Here is a 21,829-nt window from a genome sequence, read left to right as displayed (position 1 = left end):
CAGCGCTAGGGAGCCGGCGCCGCCGCGGCGAGGATCGCCTTGACCTCCCGCAGCATCTCGGTCGTCTCGGCGCGCTGCGCCCCCTCGGCGAAATACGCCGAGAGCTTCTCGGAGCCCGCCCGGATCGGGTCGCTCTCCTCGCGCACCACGACGCGGAAGATCGGCCGCTCGGCGGTGCCCGCGAGGTCAACGCTGCCGTCGGCGGGCAGCGCGTCGCTCCGGTAGATCGCGAGCAGCTCGTCCCGGAACAGCCCTCGAAGACCCGAGATCTGCTCGGCGCTGAGCTGTCCGCGGAGCGCCGCCTTCCCCTGGTGCCCCTCGAACGTGCCGCTCAGCTCGATCCAGACGACGGTCTCCTCGCCCGCGCCGCGGTTCACCTCGAGCTGCGCCCAGGGCGCCGGCGGGATGTCCGAGCCGGGGTGCCCGGCGCACCCCGCGAGGCACAGCGCGCCCCACAGGAAGGCGCCGAGCGCCGCCCTCCTAACACGTGATGATCTTGCTGCCATTGCTCGTGATGTTGAAGCAGGGATTGACGTCGAACATCGTGTTCAGGATCCGGTTCGCCTCGTCCCTCGCGAAGGCCTTCATCGTCGACGAGCTGTGCTGCGCGTCGGCCTCGAAAGCGTACCACCACAGCCACAGGACCTGGTAGCCGTCCGCGCCCCGCCCGCTGGGCGATCCGATCCCGGAGCACCCATCCAGGTACTTCTCGTCGCACGACTCGCTCTTGGCAGGGCACTTGTTGCTGCCGTCGTTGCCGCTGTGGCCGCACCAGTCCGCGTGCCGCGACTCGTGGATCAACGTCCCGGCGCGCTCCACGACGTTCTCGTTGTAGAAGAACGGGATGTAGAGCTCCGTGTAGTCATCGAACCCGCCCCAGGTCGTGTACGCCCGCTTCGACCCGTCCCCGCACCGCGCGTCCAGCTCGTCGAACTCACGAATGGTGTAGTTGCCGCCCCAGCGCAGGATGTTGCCGTTGAAGTCGTTCGTCTTGAGCGGCTCGTTCGGCGACGCATAGTTGAGGAGCTGGATCGCCTGGAACGTGCGCGCCAGCGGCCGCCTCCGGTCGCACGCGGCCTCCCAGCCGAAGCCGTCGTCCCAGTCCCCCTTGTCGAAGTCGTACGCATCCCAGTAGAAGTCGATCCACGGCTGCGTGCACCAGAAGCTCGTCATCACCCCGGGATCGGTCCCACGCACGGTGTCGCAGGTGTCGGCGCGGGCCTCGGAGGCGACGCCGAGGAGCAAACAAGACGCAAGAATGGCGCTGATCGTGCTTTTCATGATCGATCCCTCAACGAGTGATGGCAGGCGTGTCGGTCCGGGGAGCCACCTTGAACGCCCGTGATCCGGGCTTCTCCGGCTGCGCCGGTCGACCGTTGTTCGGGTTGTAATCCTTGGCGTCGGCGACGTCCTCCGCGAGCGCCTTGCGCGCGTCGATCAGCTGGATCCCGCCGACGTCGATCCCGAGGGCGTAGAGGCTCGCCGCCGCCGGGTTGCGCAGGAGGTCGCCGGCGGAGTAGATGGCCTTCAGCTCCTCCGCGGCGCCGAGCGCCTCGAGCCCGGCGATCGCGCGCAGGCGAACGCGGTATTCATCCGCGAAGAGCTGCTCGTCGACCTCGGGGTCGGGGAGCTTCGTCGTGGCGATCTCGTTCAGCGGCTTGATGCCGTCGCGCGAGCCGAGCAGGCCAAGGAGGTGAGCCGCCCGCCAGCGCATCTCGCCGGGCCTCGCCGACTCGGCCTTGTCCGGCGGGACCGACACCGACCACGCCTTGTAGACCTCGGCGACCACGGGGACGACCGCCGGGCCGACGGCCACGAGCTCCCGGAGCGCACGGACGAACTCCTCCTCGTTCCCGAACTCGCCCATCAGCGAGAGCTGCCTGTTCACCATCGCCAGGATGCACTCCTTGCTGCACTCGACCGCCTGCGACTCGACCGCCGTCTCCTCCGGCGCGTCCTTCTCGGCGGGCACGGCGCAGCCCGCGGCTGCGCCGATGAGAATGAAGATCATCGTTGTTCTGATGGAGACCGACGACATGGTTCACCTCGGGTTCGGTTCGTGCTCGGGCGCTCTCGCCCTCTCGACGGCGCACACGGTCGCAGCGCCTCCGCGTCGGCAGGCCTGCGCGCTGGTCTAACGCGAGCGCGACATGGATGCTGGGCAGGCGCTCTTCCCACCCCTCGACGTCATGGTGGGAATCGCCTGACCGACCGTGCGAGCTACGGATTAACGGTTCGACAGTTCTACGGAATTGCAATCGTCAGGCCATGGGCTGAAGGCACGCCTGGGCGGCCCGGCGCGGCGCCGCCGGACGCCGCGCGCTGGGCGGCATATCCCCGAGTTCGCAGCGCTTGGTCGTGGAGCGAGCGCAGGATTCGCGTGATGCCGGGGCCCCTGTTGGAATGGTCCGGGCCCCGCTCGGAGGCCATGCCCTGGAGGCCGGGGCCTCCATCTGTGGAGGCTGGCCCCTCCAGCGCGACGCGCCAAGGCGCGCAATGGCCGGCGCTGGCGTGGCAGGCGCGGCCCGGCCATTTCGGTCCTCCCGCCGCCGAGGCGTGCTAGAAGGCGACGATCATGAGCAGGCTCTCCGAACGCGCGTTTGCCGAGATGGTCGAGGCGGGGTGTCCCGCGTGCGGGGGACGACAGCTCAACCTACGCTCGTATGTCGACGGGCTCGTGCCGCTCATGGAGGGCGAGCCCGTCGGGCCGGTCAAGTGGGTCTACAAAGGCGAGATGTTCGTCGACGGGCTGTACGAGATCACGTGCGGCGCGTGCCAGCACCTCCTGTTCACCGACGACCGCTGCCCCCGGTGCCACGCCGGAGGCGGCCTCGCGCGCGGGCTCACGACGACCAACACGTACGCCGTGCCGGAGCGGTGCTCGCGGTGCGAGCACATCGAGGTGCGCTATATCGCGTTCGTGCCGATGCGCGTGAAGTACGAAGGAAAGCGCGCGGACAGGGCGCAGACGAGCGTCGAGCTGCACGACCCCGGCTTCCACGGCTATCGCGTCGACTGCAAGGATTGCGGCAAGATCGCCGAGCGCGCGGACGCGTGCCCGATCTGCGAGAGCCCGGCGCCGATCCGGGCGCGCTTCAGCTGATCGTCAGGCGTGGCTCGCGATGAAGCTGGCCGTCGCCTCGGGCGACGAGAGGATCGCCCACTGGCGCTCCGGGTACGAGAAGTTCGTGGCGAACGCGTCGGCCACCGGCTGGCTGCGCGCGGCCGCGGCGAGGAGGGCCAGCGCGTGGTCCGGCGGCGGCAGGAGGAAGGCGTTCGTCCACTCCGTGGCCGGCCGGAGCGCGTTCCAGAGGCGATCCTCCAGGTCCGCGCAGAACGCCTCGTCGAACGCGGCGCCGGCGGCCGCCTGCCCGGCGATCTGCTCGGCGGCGAGCGACGCCGCGAGCGTGGCCATGTTCGCGCCCTGGCCCGTGATCGGATCGTAAGTGATGTGGAGATCGCCCAGCGCGAGCGCGAACCTCTCGCCGCCGAGGGGCGCGTACGCGCGCCGCACCACCGGAGTCACGGCGCCGGTCAGGTAGTCGCGCGGGCCGGCCAGGCCGAAGCTCGCCCGATCGACGCGCTCGGCCGTGAGCGGCGCGTGCGCGAGCACCGCGTCGAGCAGCGCCGCGTCGAAGCGCGCCGGATCGTCCTCGTAGCGCATGCGCGTGATCGGCTCGAGCGCGCCGCCGGGGATCGCCTCGATGAGCAGCGAGGGCGCGATCCCGCCGAGCGTGATGTACTGGTTCTCGAAGATCTCGCCGTGCCCCGGGGAGAGCTGGAACATGAACTCCATCGGCCCGGGCGGCATGCGGAGCCCTCGGACGATGCCCGCGAAGAGCCGCCGCATGGGCGCGGCGTGCGGGCTTCGCTCGGGGACCTTCGAGAAGAGCTCCGTGAGGCCCGCCCGGCCCGTGGCGACGACCACGAGGTCATGTCCGGCGGCCAGGCCGCGGACGCCGGCCGCGTCGAGCGAGGCCCTCACCACGCGGCCGCCCCGCGCGACGAAGTCCTCGAGCAGCTGGGGCAGATAGACGCGCATGTCGATGAAGAGCGCTTGATCCGCGAGGCGACCGACGAAGTCGAGCGCCGGCGCGGCCGCCACGCGGATCCGGATGGTCCTGGTGGCATGTTCGGGCCCCTCCCAGTGCGCGACGCCGAGCGCCCGCTGGCGCGCCCGGGTCGGCGGGGAGAGCCCGACGGTGCTGGGCAGGCGCCCCGTCCGGATCTCGTCCGGCGTGCGCTCCTCGTAGAGGCTCACGTCGAGGCCCTCCTTCTGGAGGTGCAGCGCGAGGTGCAGGCCGGCCACGCCGGCGCCGACGATTGCAATGGTGGGCATCCTTGTCCTCCTCGTTCCTTCTCCGCTGTGCGTGCGAGCTTCACGGCATGTGAGGTCCGCCGGGCTCTCGGCGCCCTCGACCACGGCGACGTCGCGAGAGCGGATCGCGGCGGCAGGGGCCCCTCGCGCGGCGGCTCCGTCCGGCGGATCCATTGTCGCAACCGCCACCCCTCCGTGGCTCTGACCAGGGTAGTCGAAATACGAGAACGAGTGGCGGCTTCGAACGCAGGCCCGTGACCAGCTTCACCGCGACATCGACCGACTTCATCCCATGTCCCCCGCCGCCGGCCGCCGGCAGGTGCGCAGCGCCGACCGTCACGCCCTGCGCCGCGCAGCCGTCCTCAGCAGCTGGACCGGTCCGCGAGCATCGCGGCGGCATCGGCGGAGAGCTCCACGCCGTCGAGGCCCCCGACAAACTCGCTCCACGCCGCGGCGTCGCCCTGCGTCAGCTCGTACCGCGCTCGGGCTGAGCACGGCCGCGAGACGAACCGCTCGTCAGTCGTCGCTCGTGGGCGAGAAAGGCGTGACGGGCGCGGATTCCTCGATCTCTCGCCTGGGCGGGTTCTTGACGGAAAGCGTGCTGTCGATGAGGACGGCTCGACGCGGGCGCGGCGCGCTGACCTGAGCTCTGCAAAGCTCCTCGACGACGCGGCCGCGCAGCGCATCGTTCACTTCCTTGTTCTTGCCGGGCGGCACGCGCGCGCTGATACGCAGGACGATCGATCCCTCGTTGAGCTCCTCCACGCCGACTTCCACCTGCCCCGGAGCGCCCGTCTGCAGCTCGACCTCCTTTTCGGCGACCCTCGCGAGGAGCTCACGCACCCGCTGCACGTCCTCCTCGTAAGGCACGTGCACGTCGACCACCGCGTTCACGTAAGTTCGCGAATGGTTCGCGACCTTGCGAACCTCGCCGTTCGGGATCGAATGGAGCACGCCGATCTCGTCGCGGATCTTCGTGATACGAACGCCGATCTCCTCCACGCGCCCCTGGATGCCGCCGATCTCCACGAGATCCCCGACGAGGAGCAGGTTCTCGAAGAGGATGAAGAAGCCTGCCACGATATCCCCCACGAACGTCTGCGCGCCGAAGCCGATGGCCACGCCGATGACGCCGGCGCCGGCGAGCAGCGGCGTGGGATCGACGGAAGCCTCGCGCAGCCCCAGCACGAGAGCCGAGAAGTAAATCGCGTACCGCACGAAGCCCATGGCCACGGGGACCAGGGTCTTTCGTTGCTGGAGCGTCTGGGGGTTCTCCTCCGCCACCTTCCCGAGGAAGAGGTCGTTGATGAGGAGCACGCAGATCTCGACGAGGACCCGGCTCGCATAAACGATCGCGATGATCCGGAGCCCGACCCGCCCCGCCTGCGAGAGCCACGTGTCGGGCGTGAGCGCGTCCGCGACCCACGTCGCGGCCGTGATGTACACGCAATAATCGACGACGCGCTTCGTGATCCCGAGCAGGTGCGACAGGTTCCCGAGGTACCTGAGCGGGCTCTCGAGACGGGCGAGCCTCGTGGAGTTGTCGAAGATGACGTCGAGGAGGAGGTATCCGATCCCCGTCGCGAGGCGGCTCACGTAAAACGCGCCCAGCGTGTAGCTGGCGAGCAATACGGCGCGCTGGGTCCCCGGCGCGAGCGCGAGCTTCTCGGTGAGGAGGACCGCGGCGGCGCCGAGGACGATCACGCGGAGCGCCTTGCGCAGGCGTATCGTGACCTCTGCGACCGGCTCGCGCCGCTTCGCCAGCCAGTCCGAGCGCGCGACCGCCTTCCCCAGCGCATCGGCGAGCCCCCGGGCGAGGGCGTCGACGAAGAGCGCTCCGACGGCGATGCCGAGCGCGGTGAGCAACCGCATCTTGGCGAGCGCGGGCTCGTCTCCAACGAGCCCGACGAGCGCGCGCTTCACCACGTCGAGGGCGCGAATCCCGCGAACCACGGCGAACGCCGCGCCGCCCACGAGCACGGCCCCGACGAGCGCGACCCAGACGAGCGCGCGGCGACGCACGCGGCGCCGGAACGACTTGCGCTCGTCGGCCGTGACGTGCTCCAGCGTCGGCGAGCGCAAGACGAAGGCGTAGCCCCGGTGGATCAGCCTGACCACGAGCTCCGAGAGGAGCAGGAGCGCCACGATCGCGATGCACAGCGCGACGAGGTTGTGGAGGAGCAGGTCGAGATGCAGAGTCATCGATGCAGTCGAGACTACCGCCCGATCTGGACGTTCTCAAGGACGCCGAGAGCGTCGGGCACCAGCACCGCGGCGGAGTAATAGGTGCTCACAAGGTACGAGGTAATGGCCTTTCCGTCGGTCTCCATCCTGCGGGCCGAGACACCGGGCTCGATCTCCTCGGGGAGGCCCGTGCGGTGGAGGCCGATGACGCCCTGATGCTCCTGCCCCGTGCGCATGACGAGGATGGAGCTCGTCTTGTCCTCGTTGATGGGGATCTTGTCGCAAGGCAGGATCGGGACGCCGCGCCACGCCGCGACCTGCATGCCGGAGAGCTCGACGGTGGTCGGGTAGACGCCGCGGCGACTGCACTCCCGGTGGAAGGCGGCGATCGTGCGCGGGTGCGCCAGGAAAAACTGCGACTTGCGGCGCCGGCAGAGGATCTCGTCCATGTCGTCGGGCGTCGGGCGGCCGCTCCGGGGATGGAGGCGCTGCTTCAGGTCGGCGTTGTGCAGGAGGCCGAAATCGCGGTTGTTGATGAGCTCGTACTCCTGCCGCTCGCGCAGGGCCTGGACGGTCAGGCGGAGCTGCTCCTGGAGCTGATCCATCGGATCATTGAAGAGATCCGAGACGCGCGTGTGGAGCCGGAGGATCGACTGCGCGACGCTGAGCTCGTATTCACGCGGCGCGGTCTCATAATCGACGAACGTCCCCGGGAGCGCGTGCTCGCCCTTGTGACCGGCGGTGAGCGCGATCGCCGCCTGTCCGAGCTTGTCCTGCGGCTTCTTCAGCCGCTCCTTGAGCGACTCGACGTGCGCGTGGAGCGCCGGGGATCGCGAGATCAACTCCTCGAAGACGCGCTGCGGGAGCTCGAGCACGATGCACGGCGTGACGGCCCGGACCGAATAGGTCCATACGTCATTCGATTCGATGACGGACTGATCCCCGAAATGGTCCCCATCCGCGAGGACGTCGAGGATCGTGTCGGCGCCGTACTTGCCTACGCCGAGCTTCTGGGCCTTTCCGTGCGCGAGCAGGAAGATCGTCTCCGCCGGTTTTCCGCGCTCGGCGATCAGCGCGCCGGGCTTGTACTCCCGCTGGATGAACCGGCTCGCCAGGGTGTCGAGCACGGCGTCATCGGCGAAACCTTGCAAGAGCGGCAATTCGCCGAGCTCCTGCGGGACCACCTGCACCTTCGCCCCGACGTTGCTGAAGCTCAACCGCCCGTCGCCGACGGCATAACTCAGGCGGCGGTTCACGCGATACGTGCCGCCCGTGACCTCGATCCAGGGCAGGACATGCAAGAGCCACCGGGGCGTGATCCCCTGCATCTGCGGGTGCGACTTGGTCGTCGTCGCGAGCTTCCGCGCCCCCAGCGTCCCGAGGCTCGAACGCTCACCATCGTTCCCGATCCCAGGTGTTTCGGCGTTTGCCATGATGTACCTTTCCTTCTGCGCGCTTCGGAGAGCAGAGCGCTCCGCGTATCCCCCGCGCTTGCAGGGGCACACGCGGAGCGCCTACCGCTCGAGGTTCACTCGTGGGCGCGTCCGATCTCGACGCTCTCCAGGACGCCGAGCGCGTCGGGGACCAGCACGGCCGCCGAGTAATAGAGGCTGACGAGGTACGACATGATGGCCTTCTCGTTGATCCCCATGAAGCGCACGTTGAGGCTCGGCTCGACCTCGTCCGGAATGCCGGCGTGGTGCAGGCCGATGACACCCTGGTTCTTCTCACCCGCGCGCACGAGCAGGATCGAGGTCGTCCGCGTCTCCGAGACCGGGATCTTGTTGCACGGGAAGATGGGCACGCCGCGCCACGCCGGGACGCGATGGCCGTTCACCTCGATGCTCTGCGGATAGACGCCGACGCGGCTGCACTCCTGGCCGAACGCCGCAATGGCCCGCGGGGGCGCGAGGAAGAACGACGGCTCCCTCCAGACCGTGGCGAGGAGCTCGTCCATGTCGTCCGGCGTCGGGGGGCCGCTGTGGGTGTGGATCCGCTGCTTCAGGTCGGCGTTGTGCAGGAGACCGAACTCGCGGTTGTTGATGAGCTCGTGCTCCTGGGTCTCCTTCAGGGCCTCGATGGTCAGGCGGAGCTGCTGCTCTGTCTGGTTCATCGGCTCGTTGAACAGATCCGCGACGCGCGTGTGGATCTGGAGCACGGTCTGCGCCACGCTGAGCTCGTACTCGCGGGGCGAGGTCTCGTAATCGACGAACGTGCCGGGGAGGACAGGCTCGCCCGAGTGGCCCGCCGCGATCTCGATCGCCGCCTCGCCCGTGTTGTCCTGCTTCTTCGTGGCGAGCGCCTTGAAGTTGTCGAGGTGCTTCTTCAGCGACGGGTGCTGGGCGACGAGCTCCTCGAAGACGTTCTGCTGGAGCGTCAGCACCGTGACCGTCGTGACGGCCTTGGCCGTGAACGTCCAGTAATCCTGCGTCTCCAGGAGCGCCTGGTAGCTGTAATGGTCGCCGTCGGCGAGGACCGCGAGCACCGTCTCATCGCCGTACTTGCCCGCGCCGATCTTGTTGACCTTGCCGTGCGCGATGAGGCAGATGTGATCGGCCTCCTTGCCGCGCTCGGTGATGACGTCGCCCGGCTTGTATTCACGCTGCACGAAGCGGTTCGCCAGCGCGGTGAGGACCTCGACGTCATCGTAACCGCGGAGGAGCGGCAGCTCGCCGAGCTCCTGCGGGATGACCTGGATCTTCGCGCCGGTGTTGGTGAACGTCACCCGCCCGTCGCCGACCGCATAGCTCAGGCGGCGGTTCACGCGGTACACGCCGTTGACGTGCACCCACGGCAGGAGCTTGACCAGCCACCGCGACGAGATGCCCTGCATCTGCGGCGCCGACTTGGTCGTCGTCGCGAGCTGCCTCGCGGCCGCCGTCGCGAGGCTGGTCTGGTGCTGATCGATCGAACCCAGATTACCTGTGATAGACATGAGTCCCTCTTTCCCGGACGGCTAGCGCCGCCCGTGCTTCACCGGCACGGACCGCGCCGTACCCATTGAAAGATCCGCCTTCGCAGCAGGAGCCGCGGCGCCGGCTTTTCCGGCGCCGAAGAGACTGCTGATACGCGCCGCAGAGGCGCCAAACCCACGCGCGCCCTCGATCGCCCGCTCGATCGGGTGGCGCTCGAGCTCCGCGTCCACGTACCGGCTCGTCACGACGTGCCAGTTGAGGACGCCAGCCATGTACGATCGCTGCTTCTCGACGTATCCGAGCACGGCCTCGCGCGCCGCCTTGTCGAGGTCGAATTCGTCGAGGATGCGGGGCAGCTCGGTCGCGACGATGTGCTCGAACTCCAGCACGCGCGCCGTGATCAGGTCATTGACGACCTCCTTGGCCCGCTGCGCGTCGCATTCGAGGAACCGCTCGGCGACCAGCACGAGGTTATTGAGCTCGCCCTCGAACTCGATCTCCTTGCGGTACGAGTAGAGATCGTTGATCCACCCGCCCACGTCGGCCGTGGTGTTGTCGAGCCCTCGCATCGTCCGCGTGCGGAAGAGCTCGGCCGGGACCACATCGCCCAGCGTGAGCTTGGACAGGCTCATCGTGAGATCGGCGCCGAACGTCTTGCGGCGCATCTCGACGTAATCGACCGGATCCGGGATCCGGTTCTGGGTCTGGTTCAGGAGCTCCCAGAGCCAGCTCCCGGTCATGGTCTCGATGCTGCGGCGGAGCGATCGCCGCGAGTTCATCGACATGGCGGAGGCTGTACGGATCCAGAGATCCAGCAGGCTGCTCTCCACCGGGTTCTCGGGCACCGGGGCGCCCGCGCAGTCGAGGGGCATGAACATCGAGAGCCGGGCGTTGAACCGCTTCGCGCCCGCCATGTCCCGCGTCGCGCCGAACACGCGCGGGAAATAATCGTCGCCGTACGTCCCCCACGTCAGCCAAGCGGAGCTCAGGTCGAGCTCGTGCGGGGACGCGTCCGGGTGAATGCCTGCAGCGCAGATGGGGAAATCGAAGCCGATGAAGCTGCGCTCGTCCCAGATCCCGGACCCGAAGACGCCCGGCAACACGTCGAGCATCCCGAACTTGCGGGCCCACTCGAGGGTGTTCCGGCGCGCCGCGGGCAGGTGCGGGCTCAAGCGGAGCTCGAACGGCATGGTGATCTTCGGGAGCGGCGTCCTGCCCACAGGCTGAAACGGGGCGTGGGTGAGGGTCTTGATCCGCTGCAAACCCAGGGCGCCGGGCGTGAGCCTGAGCCGGAACGCCGAGGTGCCGAGCCCCGTCGGCGCCCCGACGAGATCGGGGACGCTCGCGGATTTGTCCGCGTTTTCGTTCATGTAGCGGCTCGACCGCATGTGCCATTCGTGGCCGCCGGACTGCCAATCCTGCAGCCCCTTCACGTACTTGGCGACGTCGAGGGCCTGCGCCGGCGTCAGCCCGTACTCCGCGCAGAGCGCCGGCACCTCGACGAGCGCCGTGTTCTCGAATTGCTGGAGCCGCGACGTCAGGATCTCGTTCGTCAGATCGGCCGCCCTTTGCGTGGGGACGCCGAGGAAACGCTCGAGGACGAGCACGCAGTTGGCGTTCTCCCCTTCGTCCTCGACCTCCCGCTGGTACGAGAACACGTCATTTCGCAGGTGGACGCCGTCCGAGAACGTGTCGCGCAGGACCTCGAGGGGGCGCGTTGCGGCGACGGCGGCCGGGACCTCGGCGCCCACGGCGATCTCGACGAGGCCAGCGGACCAGGGCGCGCCGCCGACCTTGCGGCGCATCTCGATGTATTCGACCGGGTTCGCGACGCGGTTCTCCTGGATATTGGCGAGCTCCCACATGCATTCGAGCAGCAGGTTCTTCGTCGCCACGAGGAAGCGCTCGCGCCATTGGACCGAGGTGAGCGGGACGGTCCGCGCCCAGAGGTCCGCGAGGGCGCGCTCGACCACGTTCGTCGGCTCCTGCGGCGCGCCCGTGCCCGCGACGGGCATGAAGAGCGGCAGGCGGTCGAGGTACGCCTTCGCGCCGCGCATGTCCTTGGTGCGCTTGTAGATCTCGAGGAAATGGTCGTCGAAGAAGAACACCCAGACATACCAATCCGTGATCAGATTGAGCTCGGGCGCGGGCGCGTCGGGGTGGGTGTACGCGCAGAGCAGCGCGTAGTCGTGCGCGTCGAGGTCGCGCTCGGTCCAGATGGGTTTTCCCTGCGGGTTCTCCTCCAGGATACCCATCTCGTAGGACCAGGCCTTGGTATGCGCGCGCGCACCTTCGAGGTGCGGATTGAGGCGCGCCGGATGCGGCATGTAGAAGTCGGGCAGCGTGAAAGGTTGCATGTTCGCTGACTTCTCGCGCGCGACGTCGAGTTGGGCGACGCGGGCGACCTGAATGTCTCGGCGGTCCGTATTCCGGACGCACCTCGGCCGCTCGCACGCAGACGTGCGACGACGCGTTGGTGGGGCTCGTCCCTACAGACCGAGCGGGATCGTTCCGACGGGGCGGATCTAGTTCAGCCCAACGCTGCCACCAAATTAATTGATGAGGAGCGCCAGACCGCAGGAACTCCAAGACGGTTGCTTGGTGCGAAATCGCTCGGGCGCCGCGGCGACCGCTCGAGGCTCGCGGGCGGGCTCAGTCATGTGACGCTCACCCGCCGGGTCGGCTCGGCAGCCTGTGAGCCTCCGACAGCGACCACGTTTCATCCCGCTCGTTTGCGCTCACCGCGCGGTGGTGTGGCGTGGTGCTTACCCCAGCCTGCCAGGATGCTGAGACACCAAAACGCCACAAAACGCCGAGATTTTTGTGTTCTTCTTGACGTCTTGTAGCGTGTCGGCGATCCTCGGCCGGATCTCTGACACATGAAGCTGGGCTATACCCGCGCCGTCTCCTCGAGCTCCTTGCCGCGCGTCTCCGGGAGGAGCCACAGGATGAGCGCGAGCGCGACCAGCGGAAAGAGCGCGGTCGCGGACACCGCCGGTCCCCAGCCGATCTCCTCCGCGGCGAAGCCGACGGCGATCGGAGAGAGCATGTAGCCGATCCGGCCGAGCAGGTTGTTCGACCAGGCGATCGCGTCGCTCCTGAGGTGCGTGGGGAAGAGCTCGGTCATGTAGGCGTTCAGCACGGGGAGCACCCCGCTCGCGCCGAAGATGGCGAAGACCAGCGCGGCCGTGAGCCCGCCCCGCGAGCCCAGCGAGTAAGCGCCGAGCACGCCGGCCGCCGCGAGCACATAGATGATCACCGCGCCCTTGCGGCGGCCCACCACGTCGAGCAGCTTGCCCGAGGCGAAGATGAGCGGCATCGAGACGAGCGCGGCGAACGTGATGCTGCCGCCCACCTCGCCGTCGCTGAGCCCGCGCTCCCGGAGCGCGAACGTCTTCCAGAACGTCACCGCGTTCTGGGTGCAAACGTACGTGAGCCCCCAGATCAAGGCGAGCTGCAGCATCCGCCCGCGGTACGGCGTGCGCAGGATGCGCGTGAAGGGCGGCGTCCCCTCCCCCTTTCGCTCGGCCGCCGCCTGCTCGAACCGCGCCGTCTCGCGCAGGCCGCGCCGCGCGACCGCGATGAGCAAGAGCGGGACGCCGCCGACGAGGTACACGCTGCGCCACCCGTACGGCGTCGCGAGGAGCAGCGGCACGACGCCCGCGCACACGATGGATCCCAGGCTCGAGAACGCCTGGATGACGCCGATCACCATCCCGCGCCGATCGCTCGGGTACTCCTCGGCCGCAATCACCATGCTGACCGCCCACTCGCCGAGGAGGAAGATGCGCGCGAGGAGCTGCAAGACGGCGAAGACATAGACGTTCGGCGAGAACGCCGTCAGCACGGAGAAGATCGTGTACCCCGCGATGGTGACCGATAGCACCCGCCGCCGCCCCCACTGGTCGGCCTTGCGCACGAGGAGGTACGCGATCATCGTCCCCGAGTTGATGACCCCGACGAGGAGCCCCTCGTGGCGGGGCGCGAGGCCCATCTGCGCGCCGAAGTTGGGCAATATCTGCGTGAGCGCCAGGAAGTCGTAGCCCTCGAAGAACGAGGCCACGCTCAGGAACCAGAACAGCCGCCGCTGGTACGGCGTGAACGGCGTCTTCTGGTGCGGGGCAGCTGTCGTCATATCACCTGTTCCCTCCGAGCGGGCGCTCGTAGACGCGATAACGCCGGTAAGGCACGCACCCGGCCGACTCCACGATATGGCGCATCGCCGCGTTGTCCTCGTGGATCAAGGAGGCCTCGAGCCGCTCGTACCCCGCCGCGAAGAGGCCGTCGACCACGTGCCGCACGAGGAGCGCGTGGAGGCCCGTCGACCGGAACGCCGGCACGACGCCGATCAGCTTGAAGCTCGCCGTCCTGACGCGGCGGAGCGCCCCGAGGACGCGCGCCCAGCCGAGCGGCAGGAGCCGCCCGCGCGCCGCGGCGAACGCCTCGTTCAGCTCGGGGAAACACGCAGCGAACGCGGCGGGCTCGCCGCGCACCGTCGCGATCTGCAAGAGGCGCGGGCTCGCCAGGGCGACGAACGCGCGCCCCAGGTTCACGAACTCCGCGCGCGACATCGGGACGACCTCCGGTACGCCGCGGTATGCCTCGGTGAAGACGGCGTGGGCGATCTCCATGTCGCGCGAGAGGCGGCGAACCGCGACGCGGCGCACCTCGAGGCCGGGGAGGCTCACCGCGGCGGCCTTCCGGCGCAGGGCCTCGGGGAGCTCGCGGCGGCGCCCCGCCGCGTCGACGAGCGGGGTGTCGTAAGCGAGCATGTCGTAACGCTTCGAGAACCCCTCGGCCTCGACGAGCTCGCGGTAATACGGAGGGTGATGGCCCGCGAGCATCGGCGGCCGGGAGCCATACCCCTCGACAAGGAGCCCGATGTCCTCTACCCGCGTCACGTTGCGCGGGCCCCGCAGCGACGTGGCGCCGAGCGCCCGCGCCCGCTCGCTCACCGCGCCGAAGAGCGCCCGCGCCGCCTCCGGGTCGCGCTCGCACTCGAAGAAGCCGAAGAACGCCGCGCGCTCGCCGCTGTGGCGATCGTGGCGCCCGTCGAGGAGGAGCGAGATCGTCCCGACCGTCTCGCGCCCGCGCCGCGCCCGGAACAGGCGCAGCTGCGCGTCGCGGAAGAAGGGGTTTCGCGGGTCGAGCCGCCGCAGCACGAGCGGGCGGAGGGGCGCGACATAGCCAGGATCGGCCGCGTGGAGGCGCAGCGGCAGGTCGAGGATCTCGGTGAGATCCGCGCCGCTCTTCGCCTCCTCGATGGTGATCGACATCGAGGCGCTCAGTACCCCGCGAGCCGCTTCAGCCGGAAATAGAGCGGCGTGGGGCTGCCCTCGTGCTTCTCCTTGAGCGGCCCGCTCATGAGCGGCAGGTACATCACGCGCCGCTGGCTGGCGTCGCCCGTGGCCGTGGCCTGCGCGACCCGGTGCCAGATGCGGCCGTCGTGGATCGTGAGGTCCCCCGCCGCGGCCTCGAGCGCGTACTCGTCCGGGTCGGGCCGGTGGTCGAGGAAATAGGCCTTGCGGGTCATCATCTCGAAGAGGCCTTGTCGGTGAGAGGACGGGATCAGCCGCACGCCGCCCTTCGAGAGGGGCGAGTCGTCGAGATAGAAGCCGACGTTCAGGTACCGGCGCGGCTTCTCGAGATAGAAGACGTCGCGCAGGCTGTCGGTGTGCCAGCCGAGGCGCTGGTACGTCGACCCCTCCTCGTGGCGGTAATGGTTGATGACGAGCCCGTCGCGCTCCCGCTCGCCGATCCTGTAGCCAGGCCCGGCCACATCGAGGACGGCGCCGAAGCGAGGGTCGCGCACGAAGGCGCGGAGGCGCTCGCCGAAGAGCGACGCGAACACCATGCGCTGGATGTAGCGGGAGCCGTCCTTCCGCGTGCCGAAGAGGAGCGGGACGCCGTTGATGTGCGCCCTGCCCTCCCCGACGAGCCGGCGGTCCATGGCCTCGACCTCGTCGACGAGCGAGCGCACCGCGCCGCGATCAGCGAACCCGCGGAAGCGGATGAACCCGTGCTCGTCGAGGAAGTCCCGCTGCTCGGCCGTGAGCGCGCCGCCGAGCTCGAAATCCGGCAGCCGGATACGGTGGTTCGCCGGAGGCAGGCCGGCGCTCGCGGGCGTGGCGGCGGCTGGCTGCGTGTCGCGCGGGGCGTTCACGTGACGTCTCCTGCCAGGTCCCTAGCGCAGACGGGCCGCGGCGGGAACAGCGGCCGCAGGGAGCGCCCGCCAGCGCGGAATCTGCACCGATGCGCACGCCTTGCAGCCGAGCGCGCCGGCCCGCCGCGGCGTCCCGCGGTCGCTCCTCGAGCCGAGTCGGCTCCCCCCGCCGCCAGGCCGCCGGTCGCCGGTCGCCGGTCCAGCCGAGACGTGGCGGCACCTGCCTTGCAAAGCAGTCTATCGAGGATCGATGAGCCGGTGAACCGGTGCGGCGACGAATGACACAAGAGCAAGATCCCATGACGGAAGGGCAACGGCGGGATGAACCGCCGGAGCCGCCGGTGCGCGGGCGAGCGCGCGGCGGGCGCGGCTCCACGGGGGCCTTGCTCCTCGCGCTCTGCGTCGCGCTCGGCGTGGCCGCCGGGCTCGGCGGGTACACCTTCGTTTATGCGAAGGGCGCCTCGTACCTGGGGAGCGATCCGTCGGCGTGCGCCAACTGCCACATCATGAACGAGCAGTTCGCCGGGTGGCAGCGCTCCAGCCACCGGGCGGTGGCAGGGTGCAACGACTGTCACGCGCCGCACACGTTCCTCGGAAAATATGCAACGAAGGCGTCGAACGGGTTCTGGCACTCCTTCGCCTTCACCTCGGGCCGCTTCCCGGACCCGATCCGGATCAAGCCCAGCAATCTACGCATCACGGAGGAGGCCTGTCGCGGGTGTCACGGCGACGTCGTGGACGCGATCGACAGCGAGCACCACGGCGCCGCGGGGCTCTCGTGCGTGCGCTGCCATGAATCGGTGGGCCACCTGCACTGAGGGGCGCCCGCTGCACGAGGGATGGAACCGATGACGGAGCCGAAGGACGAAGGATCCACGCAGAAGAGCGCGCGCACCGGCAGGCCGCCGGCGCGCTGGCGCTACCTGCCGCTCGCGGCGGTCGCCGCCGCGGCGGCGACCGCCGGGATCGCCGCGCTGCTCGTGAACATCTTCGAGCACAAACAGGAGGCGAAGAGCCCGTTCTATCGCGTCGTCGAGCTTGACGATACGATAGACGACCCGGCCGTCTGGGGGAAGAACTTCCCCCTCCAGTACGACGGCTACCGGCGCACGGTCGACCAGAAGCGCACGCGCTTCGGCGGGAGCGAGGCGGTGCCGCGCACGCCGACGGAGGCCGATCCGCGCAGCGTGGTCGCGCAATCGAAGCTCGAGGAGGACGGGCGGCTGAAGACGATGTGGGCCGGCTACGCCTTCGCGCGACTTCCGGGAGGAGCGCGGGCACGCCCACATGCTCGAGGATCAGGTGTACACCGAGCGGCAGATCGCGACGAAGCAGCCGGGCACCTGCATTCACTGCCACGCGTCCGTGTACGTGCCGTACAAGAAGCTCGGCGGCGGCGATCTGATGCGCGGCTGGGAGGCGATGAACCAGATGCCCTTCCCCGAGGCGCGCAAGCTGGTGACGCACCCGGTCTCGTGCATCGACTGCCACGATCCGGAGTCGATGCAGCTCCGGGTGACGCGGCCCGGGTTCATCGAGGGGATCCGCGCGCTCAAGGCGTCGACGGGCGAGGCCAATTACGACGTCAACACGATGGCAACGCGCCAGGAGATGCGCTCGTACGTCTGCGGGCAGTGCCACGTGGAGTATTACTTCAAGGGCCCGGAGAAGCGCCTCGTGTACCCGTGGGCGAAGGGCATCAAGGTCGACGAGATCTACGCCTATTACGAGGAGAACGGCCACTCGGACTGGACGCACGCGGAGTCGGGCGCGAAGGTGCTGAAGGCGCAGCACCCGGAGTTCGAGATGTGGAATCAGGGCATCCACGCCCGCTCCGGCGTGGCCTGCGCCGACTGCCACATGCCGTACCAGCGGGTCGGCGCGACGAAGATCAGCGATCACCACGTGCAGAGCCCGCTCCTCAACGTGAACCGCGCGTGCCAGACGTGCCACAAGTGGCCCGAGGACGAGCTCCGGCAGCGCGTGGAGACGATCCAGTCGCGCCATTTCGAGGCGCGCAACCGGGCGATGGACGCGGTGGTCGCGCTCATCAGCGACATCCGCCGGGCGAAGGAGGCCGGGATGGCCGATGAGGCGCTCGCGGGCCCGCGCGCGGCGCAGCGGAAATGCCAGTTCTTCGTCGACTTCGCCGAGGCCGAGAACTCGTCCGGCTTCCACGCGCCTCAGGAGGCGATGCGCATCCTCGCGTCCGCCATCGATACCTGCCGTCGAGGCCAGCTGTCGCTGCGCGATGGCTCTCCGCCCGAGTGATGCCAGCGCACCGCCCGCCTGCCCGAACATGCCGAGCGGCCTCGTCATCGCTCGCTCACGGCCTGACGAGCTGGGCCATGACTCCAGAGCTCCGATATGGAGCGCTCATGTGTTCCTGATTGCATTTGACGCGATTCATCCGAAGCTCGACTCCTCGCGAGATAGTGCTTGGATAATCCGTTTGAGATCCGTACGGTGTCGCCGAAAGGGGAAGACGCCATGGCAACCTGCCGCAATCGTTCGAGCGCCGTCACCGCGCTTTGTGCCGCCTTTGCGCTCGTCTCGACGTCGTGCGCCTCCGGCGATCCGGGCGCGCCGGCGGCCGAAGAGATCCACGTCTCGCACGTGGGCAAGGATACGGTCAGCACGTTCCTGAACCGGCTCGCGACGGAGACTGGCCAGGTCGTCGTGACCCGCGCCGGCGTCGAGGACGCCTGGCAGAGCGTCACTCTGAAAAAAGAGCGCGGGACCTCGCTCTACCTCGTGGAGGGGCCGCTTCCCAGCGCGGCGCTCCCGGGCGAGCGCGCGCGCGTCGGCGGGATCGCCGCCGTCGCCGTCCCGACGGGCCGCGACCCCCATGACTGGCTCGGCTCGCCTCGCCTTCACGCAGAGCCGATCGGAGAGCACGACGTGGTCCTGTCGCGCGCTCCGGAACGACAGGGGACCCGCGCTCCGGCCGGGACGCGCGCGCCGCGCGACGGCGGCGCCGCCGAGCGCCCCGAGCTCCACATCGACGCCGCGTTCCTCGAGGCGCGGCTCAAGGAGCTCTCCGGCGCCGCGCCGGTGACCGTCGATGGCCGCACGGCGGTCATCCGCGAGCGCGGGTCCGAGGACGGGCGCGCGCTGGCCCGCCGCTGGATGCGCCAGCAATACGAGGCGATCGGGTTCACCGTCGAGGAGCACGCTTATCAAAGCGGCTGGAGCCAGGGCGTCAACCTGACGGCCGACAAACCCGGCGCCGACCGATCGCGCGTCCTCATCCTCTCGGCGCACTACGACTCCATGAGCAACGCCGGCGCCGACGACGACGGCTCCGGCATCGTGTCGTCGCTCGCCATCGCCCGCGCGCTGAAGGACGCGAAGCTGAGCATCGGGCTGCGCGTCGTCGCCTTCGATCAAGAGGAGGACGGCCTCCTCGGCTCAAAGGCCTACGCGAGCAAGCTCTACCGGGACGGGCAGATGGATCAGGTGGTCGGCGTCCTGGATCTGGAGATGACGGGCTACGACTCCGACGACGACGGGCACTATCATGTCATCCACTGCAACGAGAACACGTCGTCCGATCTGGCCGCGCTGGTCGAGGAGGCCGCGTCGCACGGCGAGCTCGGCCTGACCCGGGTGGACGCCTGCACGAACCGCAGCGATCACTCGGCGTTCTGGCGCTACGGGGCGCCGGCCGTGGCCATATCGCAGAACTTCTTCGGCGATGACGGCAATCCCTGCTACCACCAGCGCTGCGACCGGGTCGATCGGCTCAACTGGGACTACATGCGGCGGCTGACCGAGGCCGCGGGGCGCGCGGCGGCCAAGCTCCTGATGAAGTGATTCGGGCGATCTCGGCGCGCCCTGCGGCGCTACTCGGGCCGCCTCGCCTTCCTCTTCTTTTCTGGCCTTGTCAGGTCGCTGATGGCGGCGGCCAGCGACTGGAAGATGGATATGTCGCGCAGCTCGATCCCGAGGCCGACCATGCCCTGCGCCATCCCGGGCCCGACGCCGACGAGGCTCACGCGCGCGCCGAGCAGCCGGGTCGCCTGCGCCGTCTGCACCAGCGACGCCGCGGTCGCCTCGTCGACGAACGGCACGCCGGTCACGTCGAGCAGCACCCACCGGGCCCCCTCTCGCGCGACGCCAGAGAGCGCGGCTTCCATGATCTGCTGCGCCCTCGCGGCGTCGATCGCGCCTATCAGCGAGATGAGCAGCACCCCGGGCAGCAGCGGGATGACCGGACAGCCGAGCTCCCGCACCGTGCTCGCCAGCGCGCGCTCGCGCTCGTAGGCGGCGGCCAGCATGTCGCGCTCCGCCTGCAGCGTGGCCTCCATGTCGTGGTGCTCGAACGCGGCGATCAGGAGCGACACCCACATGGCCAGCGGATGGAGGTTGCCCACGAAGCTCTCCAGGTGCAGCCCTCCCAGCACCAGAGTCCCCCAGTCGCGCCTCGCGCTCACGAGCGGGACCAGCAGGAGATAGCCGCCCGGCTCGTCCGGCAAGGCCGCCGCGCGCAAAGCGGGCGGCGGAAAGTCGCCGGCCGGATACCGTTGACCCACGAGCGTGGTCAAGTCCGTGTCGTACGGGTGCACGGAGTGGACGACGAACTCCGGCTCGGACGACCCCGACGCATCCGCCCAGAGCGCGATGCACCCCACACCGATGGAGGTCTGCGCCAGCCACTCCAGGCGCTCCTGGGTCCATGCGTGCTTCGAGGCGAGGAGCCTGCTCATGTGCACCTTGGCGCGGACCAGCCGCTCGAGGCTCTTCACGTTCCGCCGCTCCCACGCGGCGAGGGCCCGCTGCTGCGAGAGGCGCACGCGGTCGAGGAACGTCTCCAGCCGGCGCGCGGCCTCCGGCTCCGGCGCGACGGCGAGCCGCCGCGCCGCGGTCTGCTCGACGAGCTTCACCACCGCGAGCAGGACCTCGATCTTGTCGTTTCGCGTGACCCCGGCGGCGAAAGCGCGCTGGAGCGTCCCCACGTCCAGCGGCTCCTCCCCGTCGAGCGCCGCGCCGAGGCCCTGCGCGATCACCTCCGCCTCCGGCCAGCCGAGCGGCGCGTCGTCGGACAGCGGGAGCTCCCACCCATCCATGAGGAGGCTCATCTGCCGGGACAGCACGCGCTGCCAGTCGCCCTCGGGCGCCTCGATCGCCGGCGCGACAGGCGCGGTGTTCCACGCCGCGCGGCCGCTTCCGCACGAGCGACGCACAACCAGCTCGGCCGGGCCGCGGGTCACGAGCTCACGAGGGGGGAGGCCGTCGAGCAAATCGATGAGCCGCTCGACGGCCATGCTCCCGAGGAGCGCCGGGTCCTGCCGTACCGTGGTGAGCGGCGGATCGCAGTGCTGGGCGGCGTTGATGTCGTCGAACCCCACCACGGCGATGTCCTCGGGCACGCGGTAGCCGTGCGCCCGGATCGCGTTGATGGCGCCAATCGCCATCTCGTCGTTGCCCGCCACGAGCGCCGTACAGAACTTGCCGTTGCGCTCGAGCAGCTGATGGAAGCGTTGCTCGGTATATAAGATCGTACACTCGTGAAACTCGGAGAGCAGGTTGAGGTCGGCCTCGATCCCGCGCGCGCGCAGCGCCTGATCGAATACCCTGCTCCGCTCGTGGAAATCGTCCGACCCGGTCCTGCCGATGTAAGCGATCCGGCGATGTCCGAGCCGGATGAGGTGATCGACGAGCAGGTGAATCGAATCGTGGTTCTCCGCGCGGACGACCGGGCAGCGCGTCCCGAGCGGGGGCGCGCAGAAGATGACGCCAGGCTTCCCGTCGGAGAGCAGCTCCTCCAGCCCGTCGGTGTTGTACATCGCGATCCAGCCGGCCACGTGGCGAAGCGCCACGCCGCGCTCCAAGACGCGCCGAGGCGTCGCGTAGATGAGGAGGAGCTCGTAGCCCCGCGCTCGCGCGGCGCGGTGCATGCCACGAAAAGCCGTTGTGTTGAAGGAATTGTCGAGGAAGACCGACGCGACGCCGATCACCTTCGATGTGCGCTGATCGACAGGCCCAGTCTTCATCCCGGTCGCGTTCGCCCCCGCATCCCCCAGGCGAGCCTATCACCGTCCTCGATGGATCGACTCAAGAACTTCTGTGTGTCGACCGCCGCGCTCGATCTCCCGTGACCCGGCGTGACGCGACAGGTGCGCGCATGTAAACAATCCGAAGCGGCCGCTTCGGCCGAGGTTTACGCGCGGCGCAGGCTGCGCAGGGCGGCCGTGCATCGATGTTCGTGAGGAGCCCCACGCAGGAGGCGACGTCGGTGATGGGAGC

Annotated in this window: 15 protein-coding genes and 1 pseudogene; 4 read left to right on the top strand and 12 right to left on the bottom strand. The window is 69.2% G+C overall.

What is annotated here, in order from left to right:
- Nucleotides 1-5: 5 nt before the first annotated feature.
- Genes WMF19_RS08105 through WMF19_RS08095 form a run of 3 tightly spaced genes read right to left on the bottom strand, consistent with a single transcriptional unit; the run spans nt 6 to nt 2,011 of the window.
- A complete protein-coding gene (locus WMF19_RS08105; RefSeq protein WP_437898558.1) occupies nt 6-506 on the bottom strand; it encodes a hypothetical protein in 501 nt (166 codons plus the stop codon).
- Nucleotides 481-1,281 carry a hypothetical protein gene (locus tag WMF19_RS08100; protein WP_437328200.1) on the bottom strand — a complete coding sequence of 267 codons (801 nt, stop codon included), beginning with the start codon at nt 1,279-1,281 and terminating at the stop codon, nt 481-483. The genes WMF19_RS08105 and WMF19_RS08100 overlap by 26 nt, the downstream gene beginning before the upstream one ends.
- Before the next feature lie 10 nt (nt 1,282-1,291).
- Complete coding sequence (locus WMF19_RS08095) at nt 1,292-2,011, bottom strand: hypothetical protein (protein ID WP_437898557.1); 720 nt, start codon at nt 2,009-2,011, stop codon at nt 1,292-1,294.
- A gap of 564 nt (nt 2,012-2,575) precedes the next feature.
- Between WMF19_RS08095 and WMF19_RS08090 the strand changes: the two genes are divergently transcribed.
- Nucleotides 2,576-3,103 carry a hypothetical protein gene (locus tag WMF19_RS08090; RefSeq protein WP_437328198.1) on the top strand — a complete coding sequence of 176 codons (528 nt, stop codon included), beginning with the start codon at nt 2,576-2,578 and terminating at the stop codon, nt 3,101-3,103.
- Between the two features lie 3 nt (nt 3,104-3,106).
- Here WMF19_RS08090 and WMF19_RS08085 read toward each other — a convergent pair whose 3' ends face one another.
- The 8 genes from WMF19_RS08085 to WMF19_RS08050 all read right to left on the bottom strand — a co-directional run bounded on the left by WMF19_RS08085 (nt 3,107) and on the right by WMF19_RS08050 (nt 15,580).
- Entirely contained in the window at nt 3,107-4,339 is a 1,233-nt protein-coding gene (locus WMF19_RS08085) for a styrene monooxygenase/indole monooxygenase family protein (RefSeq protein ID WP_437898556.1), read from the bottom strand.
- Nucleotides 4,340-4,834: 495 nt separating this feature from the next.
- Nucleotides 4,835-6,520: a mechanosensitive ion channel family protein gene (locus WMF19_RS08080; protein ID WP_437898555.1), complete on the bottom strand. Its 1,686-nt coding sequence runs from the start codon at nt 6,518-6,520 to the stop codon at nt 4,835-4,837.
- A gap of 14 nt (nt 6,521-6,534) precedes the next feature.
- A complete protein-coding gene (locus WMF19_RS08075; RefSeq protein WP_437898553.1) occupies nt 6,535-7,935 on the bottom strand; it encodes a family 2B encapsulin nanocompartment shell protein in 1,401 nt (466 codons plus the stop codon).
- Between the two features lie 95 nt (nt 7,936-8,030).
- A complete protein-coding gene (locus tag WMF19_RS08070) occupies nt 8,031-9,437 on the bottom strand; it encodes a family 2B encapsulin nanocompartment shell protein (protein ID WP_437898552.1) in 1,407 nt (468 codons plus the stop codon).
- A 21-nt stretch (nt 9,438-9,458) separates the two neighbouring features.
- Nucleotides 9,459-11,774: a family 2 encapsulin nanocompartment cargo protein terpene cyclase gene (locus tag WMF19_RS08065; RefSeq protein ID WP_437898551.1), complete on the bottom strand. Its 2,316-nt coding sequence runs from the start codon at nt 11,772-11,774 to the stop codon at nt 9,459-9,461.
- 533 nt (nt 11,775-12,307) lie between these two features.
- Complete coding sequence (locus WMF19_RS08060; protein WP_437898550.1) at nt 12,308-13,552, bottom strand: MFS transporter; 1,245 nt, start codon at nt 13,550-13,552, stop codon at nt 12,308-12,310.
- 1 nt (nt 13,553) lies between these two features.
- Complete coding sequence (locus WMF19_RS08055; protein ID WP_437898549.1) at nt 13,554-14,693, bottom strand: hypothetical protein; 1,140 nt, start codon at nt 14,691-14,693, stop codon at nt 13,554-13,556.
- An 8-nt stretch (nt 14,694-14,701) separates the two neighbouring features.
- Entirely contained in the window at nt 14,702-15,580 is an 879-nt protein-coding gene (locus WMF19_RS08050) for a phytanoyl-CoA dioxygenase family protein (RefSeq protein ID WP_437898548.1), read from the bottom strand.
- 299 nt (nt 15,581-15,879) lie between these two features.
- On the opposite strand from WMF19_RS08050, the gene nrfH reads away from it, so the two are divergent.
- The 3 genes and pseudogenes from nrfH (at nt 15,880) to WMF19_RS08035 (ending at nt 19,396) form a co-directional block, all read left to right on the top strand.
- Nucleotides 15,880-16,398, top strand: coding sequence for a cytochrome c nitrite reductase small subunit (nrfH, locus tag WMF19_RS08045; protein WP_272101110.1), 519 nt, complete (start codon nt 15,880-15,882; stop codon nt 16,396-16,398).
- 30 nt (nt 16,399-16,428) lie between these two features.
- Nucleotides 16,429-17,851, top strand: a pseudogene (locus tag WMF19_RS08040) (ammonia-forming cytochrome c nitrite reductase subunit c552).
- A gap of 219 nt (nt 17,852-18,070) precedes the next feature.
- Nucleotides 18,071-19,396: a M28 family metallopeptidase gene (locus WMF19_RS08035; RefSeq protein WP_437898547.1), complete on the top strand. Its 1,326-nt coding sequence runs from the start codon at nt 18,071-18,073 to the stop codon at nt 19,394-19,396.
- A gap of 29 nt (nt 19,397-19,425) precedes the next feature.
- Here WMF19_RS08035 and WMF19_RS08030 read toward each other — a convergent pair whose 3' ends face one another.
- Nucleotides 19,426-21,576, bottom strand: a complete 2,151-nt coding sequence (locus WMF19_RS08030) for a substrate-binding domain-containing protein (RefSeq protein WP_437898546.1) — start codon at nt 21,574-21,576, stop codon at nt 19,426-19,428.
- Between the last annotated feature and the right edge of the window lie 253 nt (nt 21,577-21,829).

This window comes from Sorangium sp. So ce124, from assembly GCF_051525235.1.
Classification (GTDB): Bacteria; Myxococcota_A; Polyangia; order Polyangiales; family Polyangiaceae; genus Sorangium; species Sorangium atrum.
The sequence above is the reverse complement of the archived record's forward strand: the minus strand, read 5'-3'. Positions and strand labels throughout refer to the sequence as shown.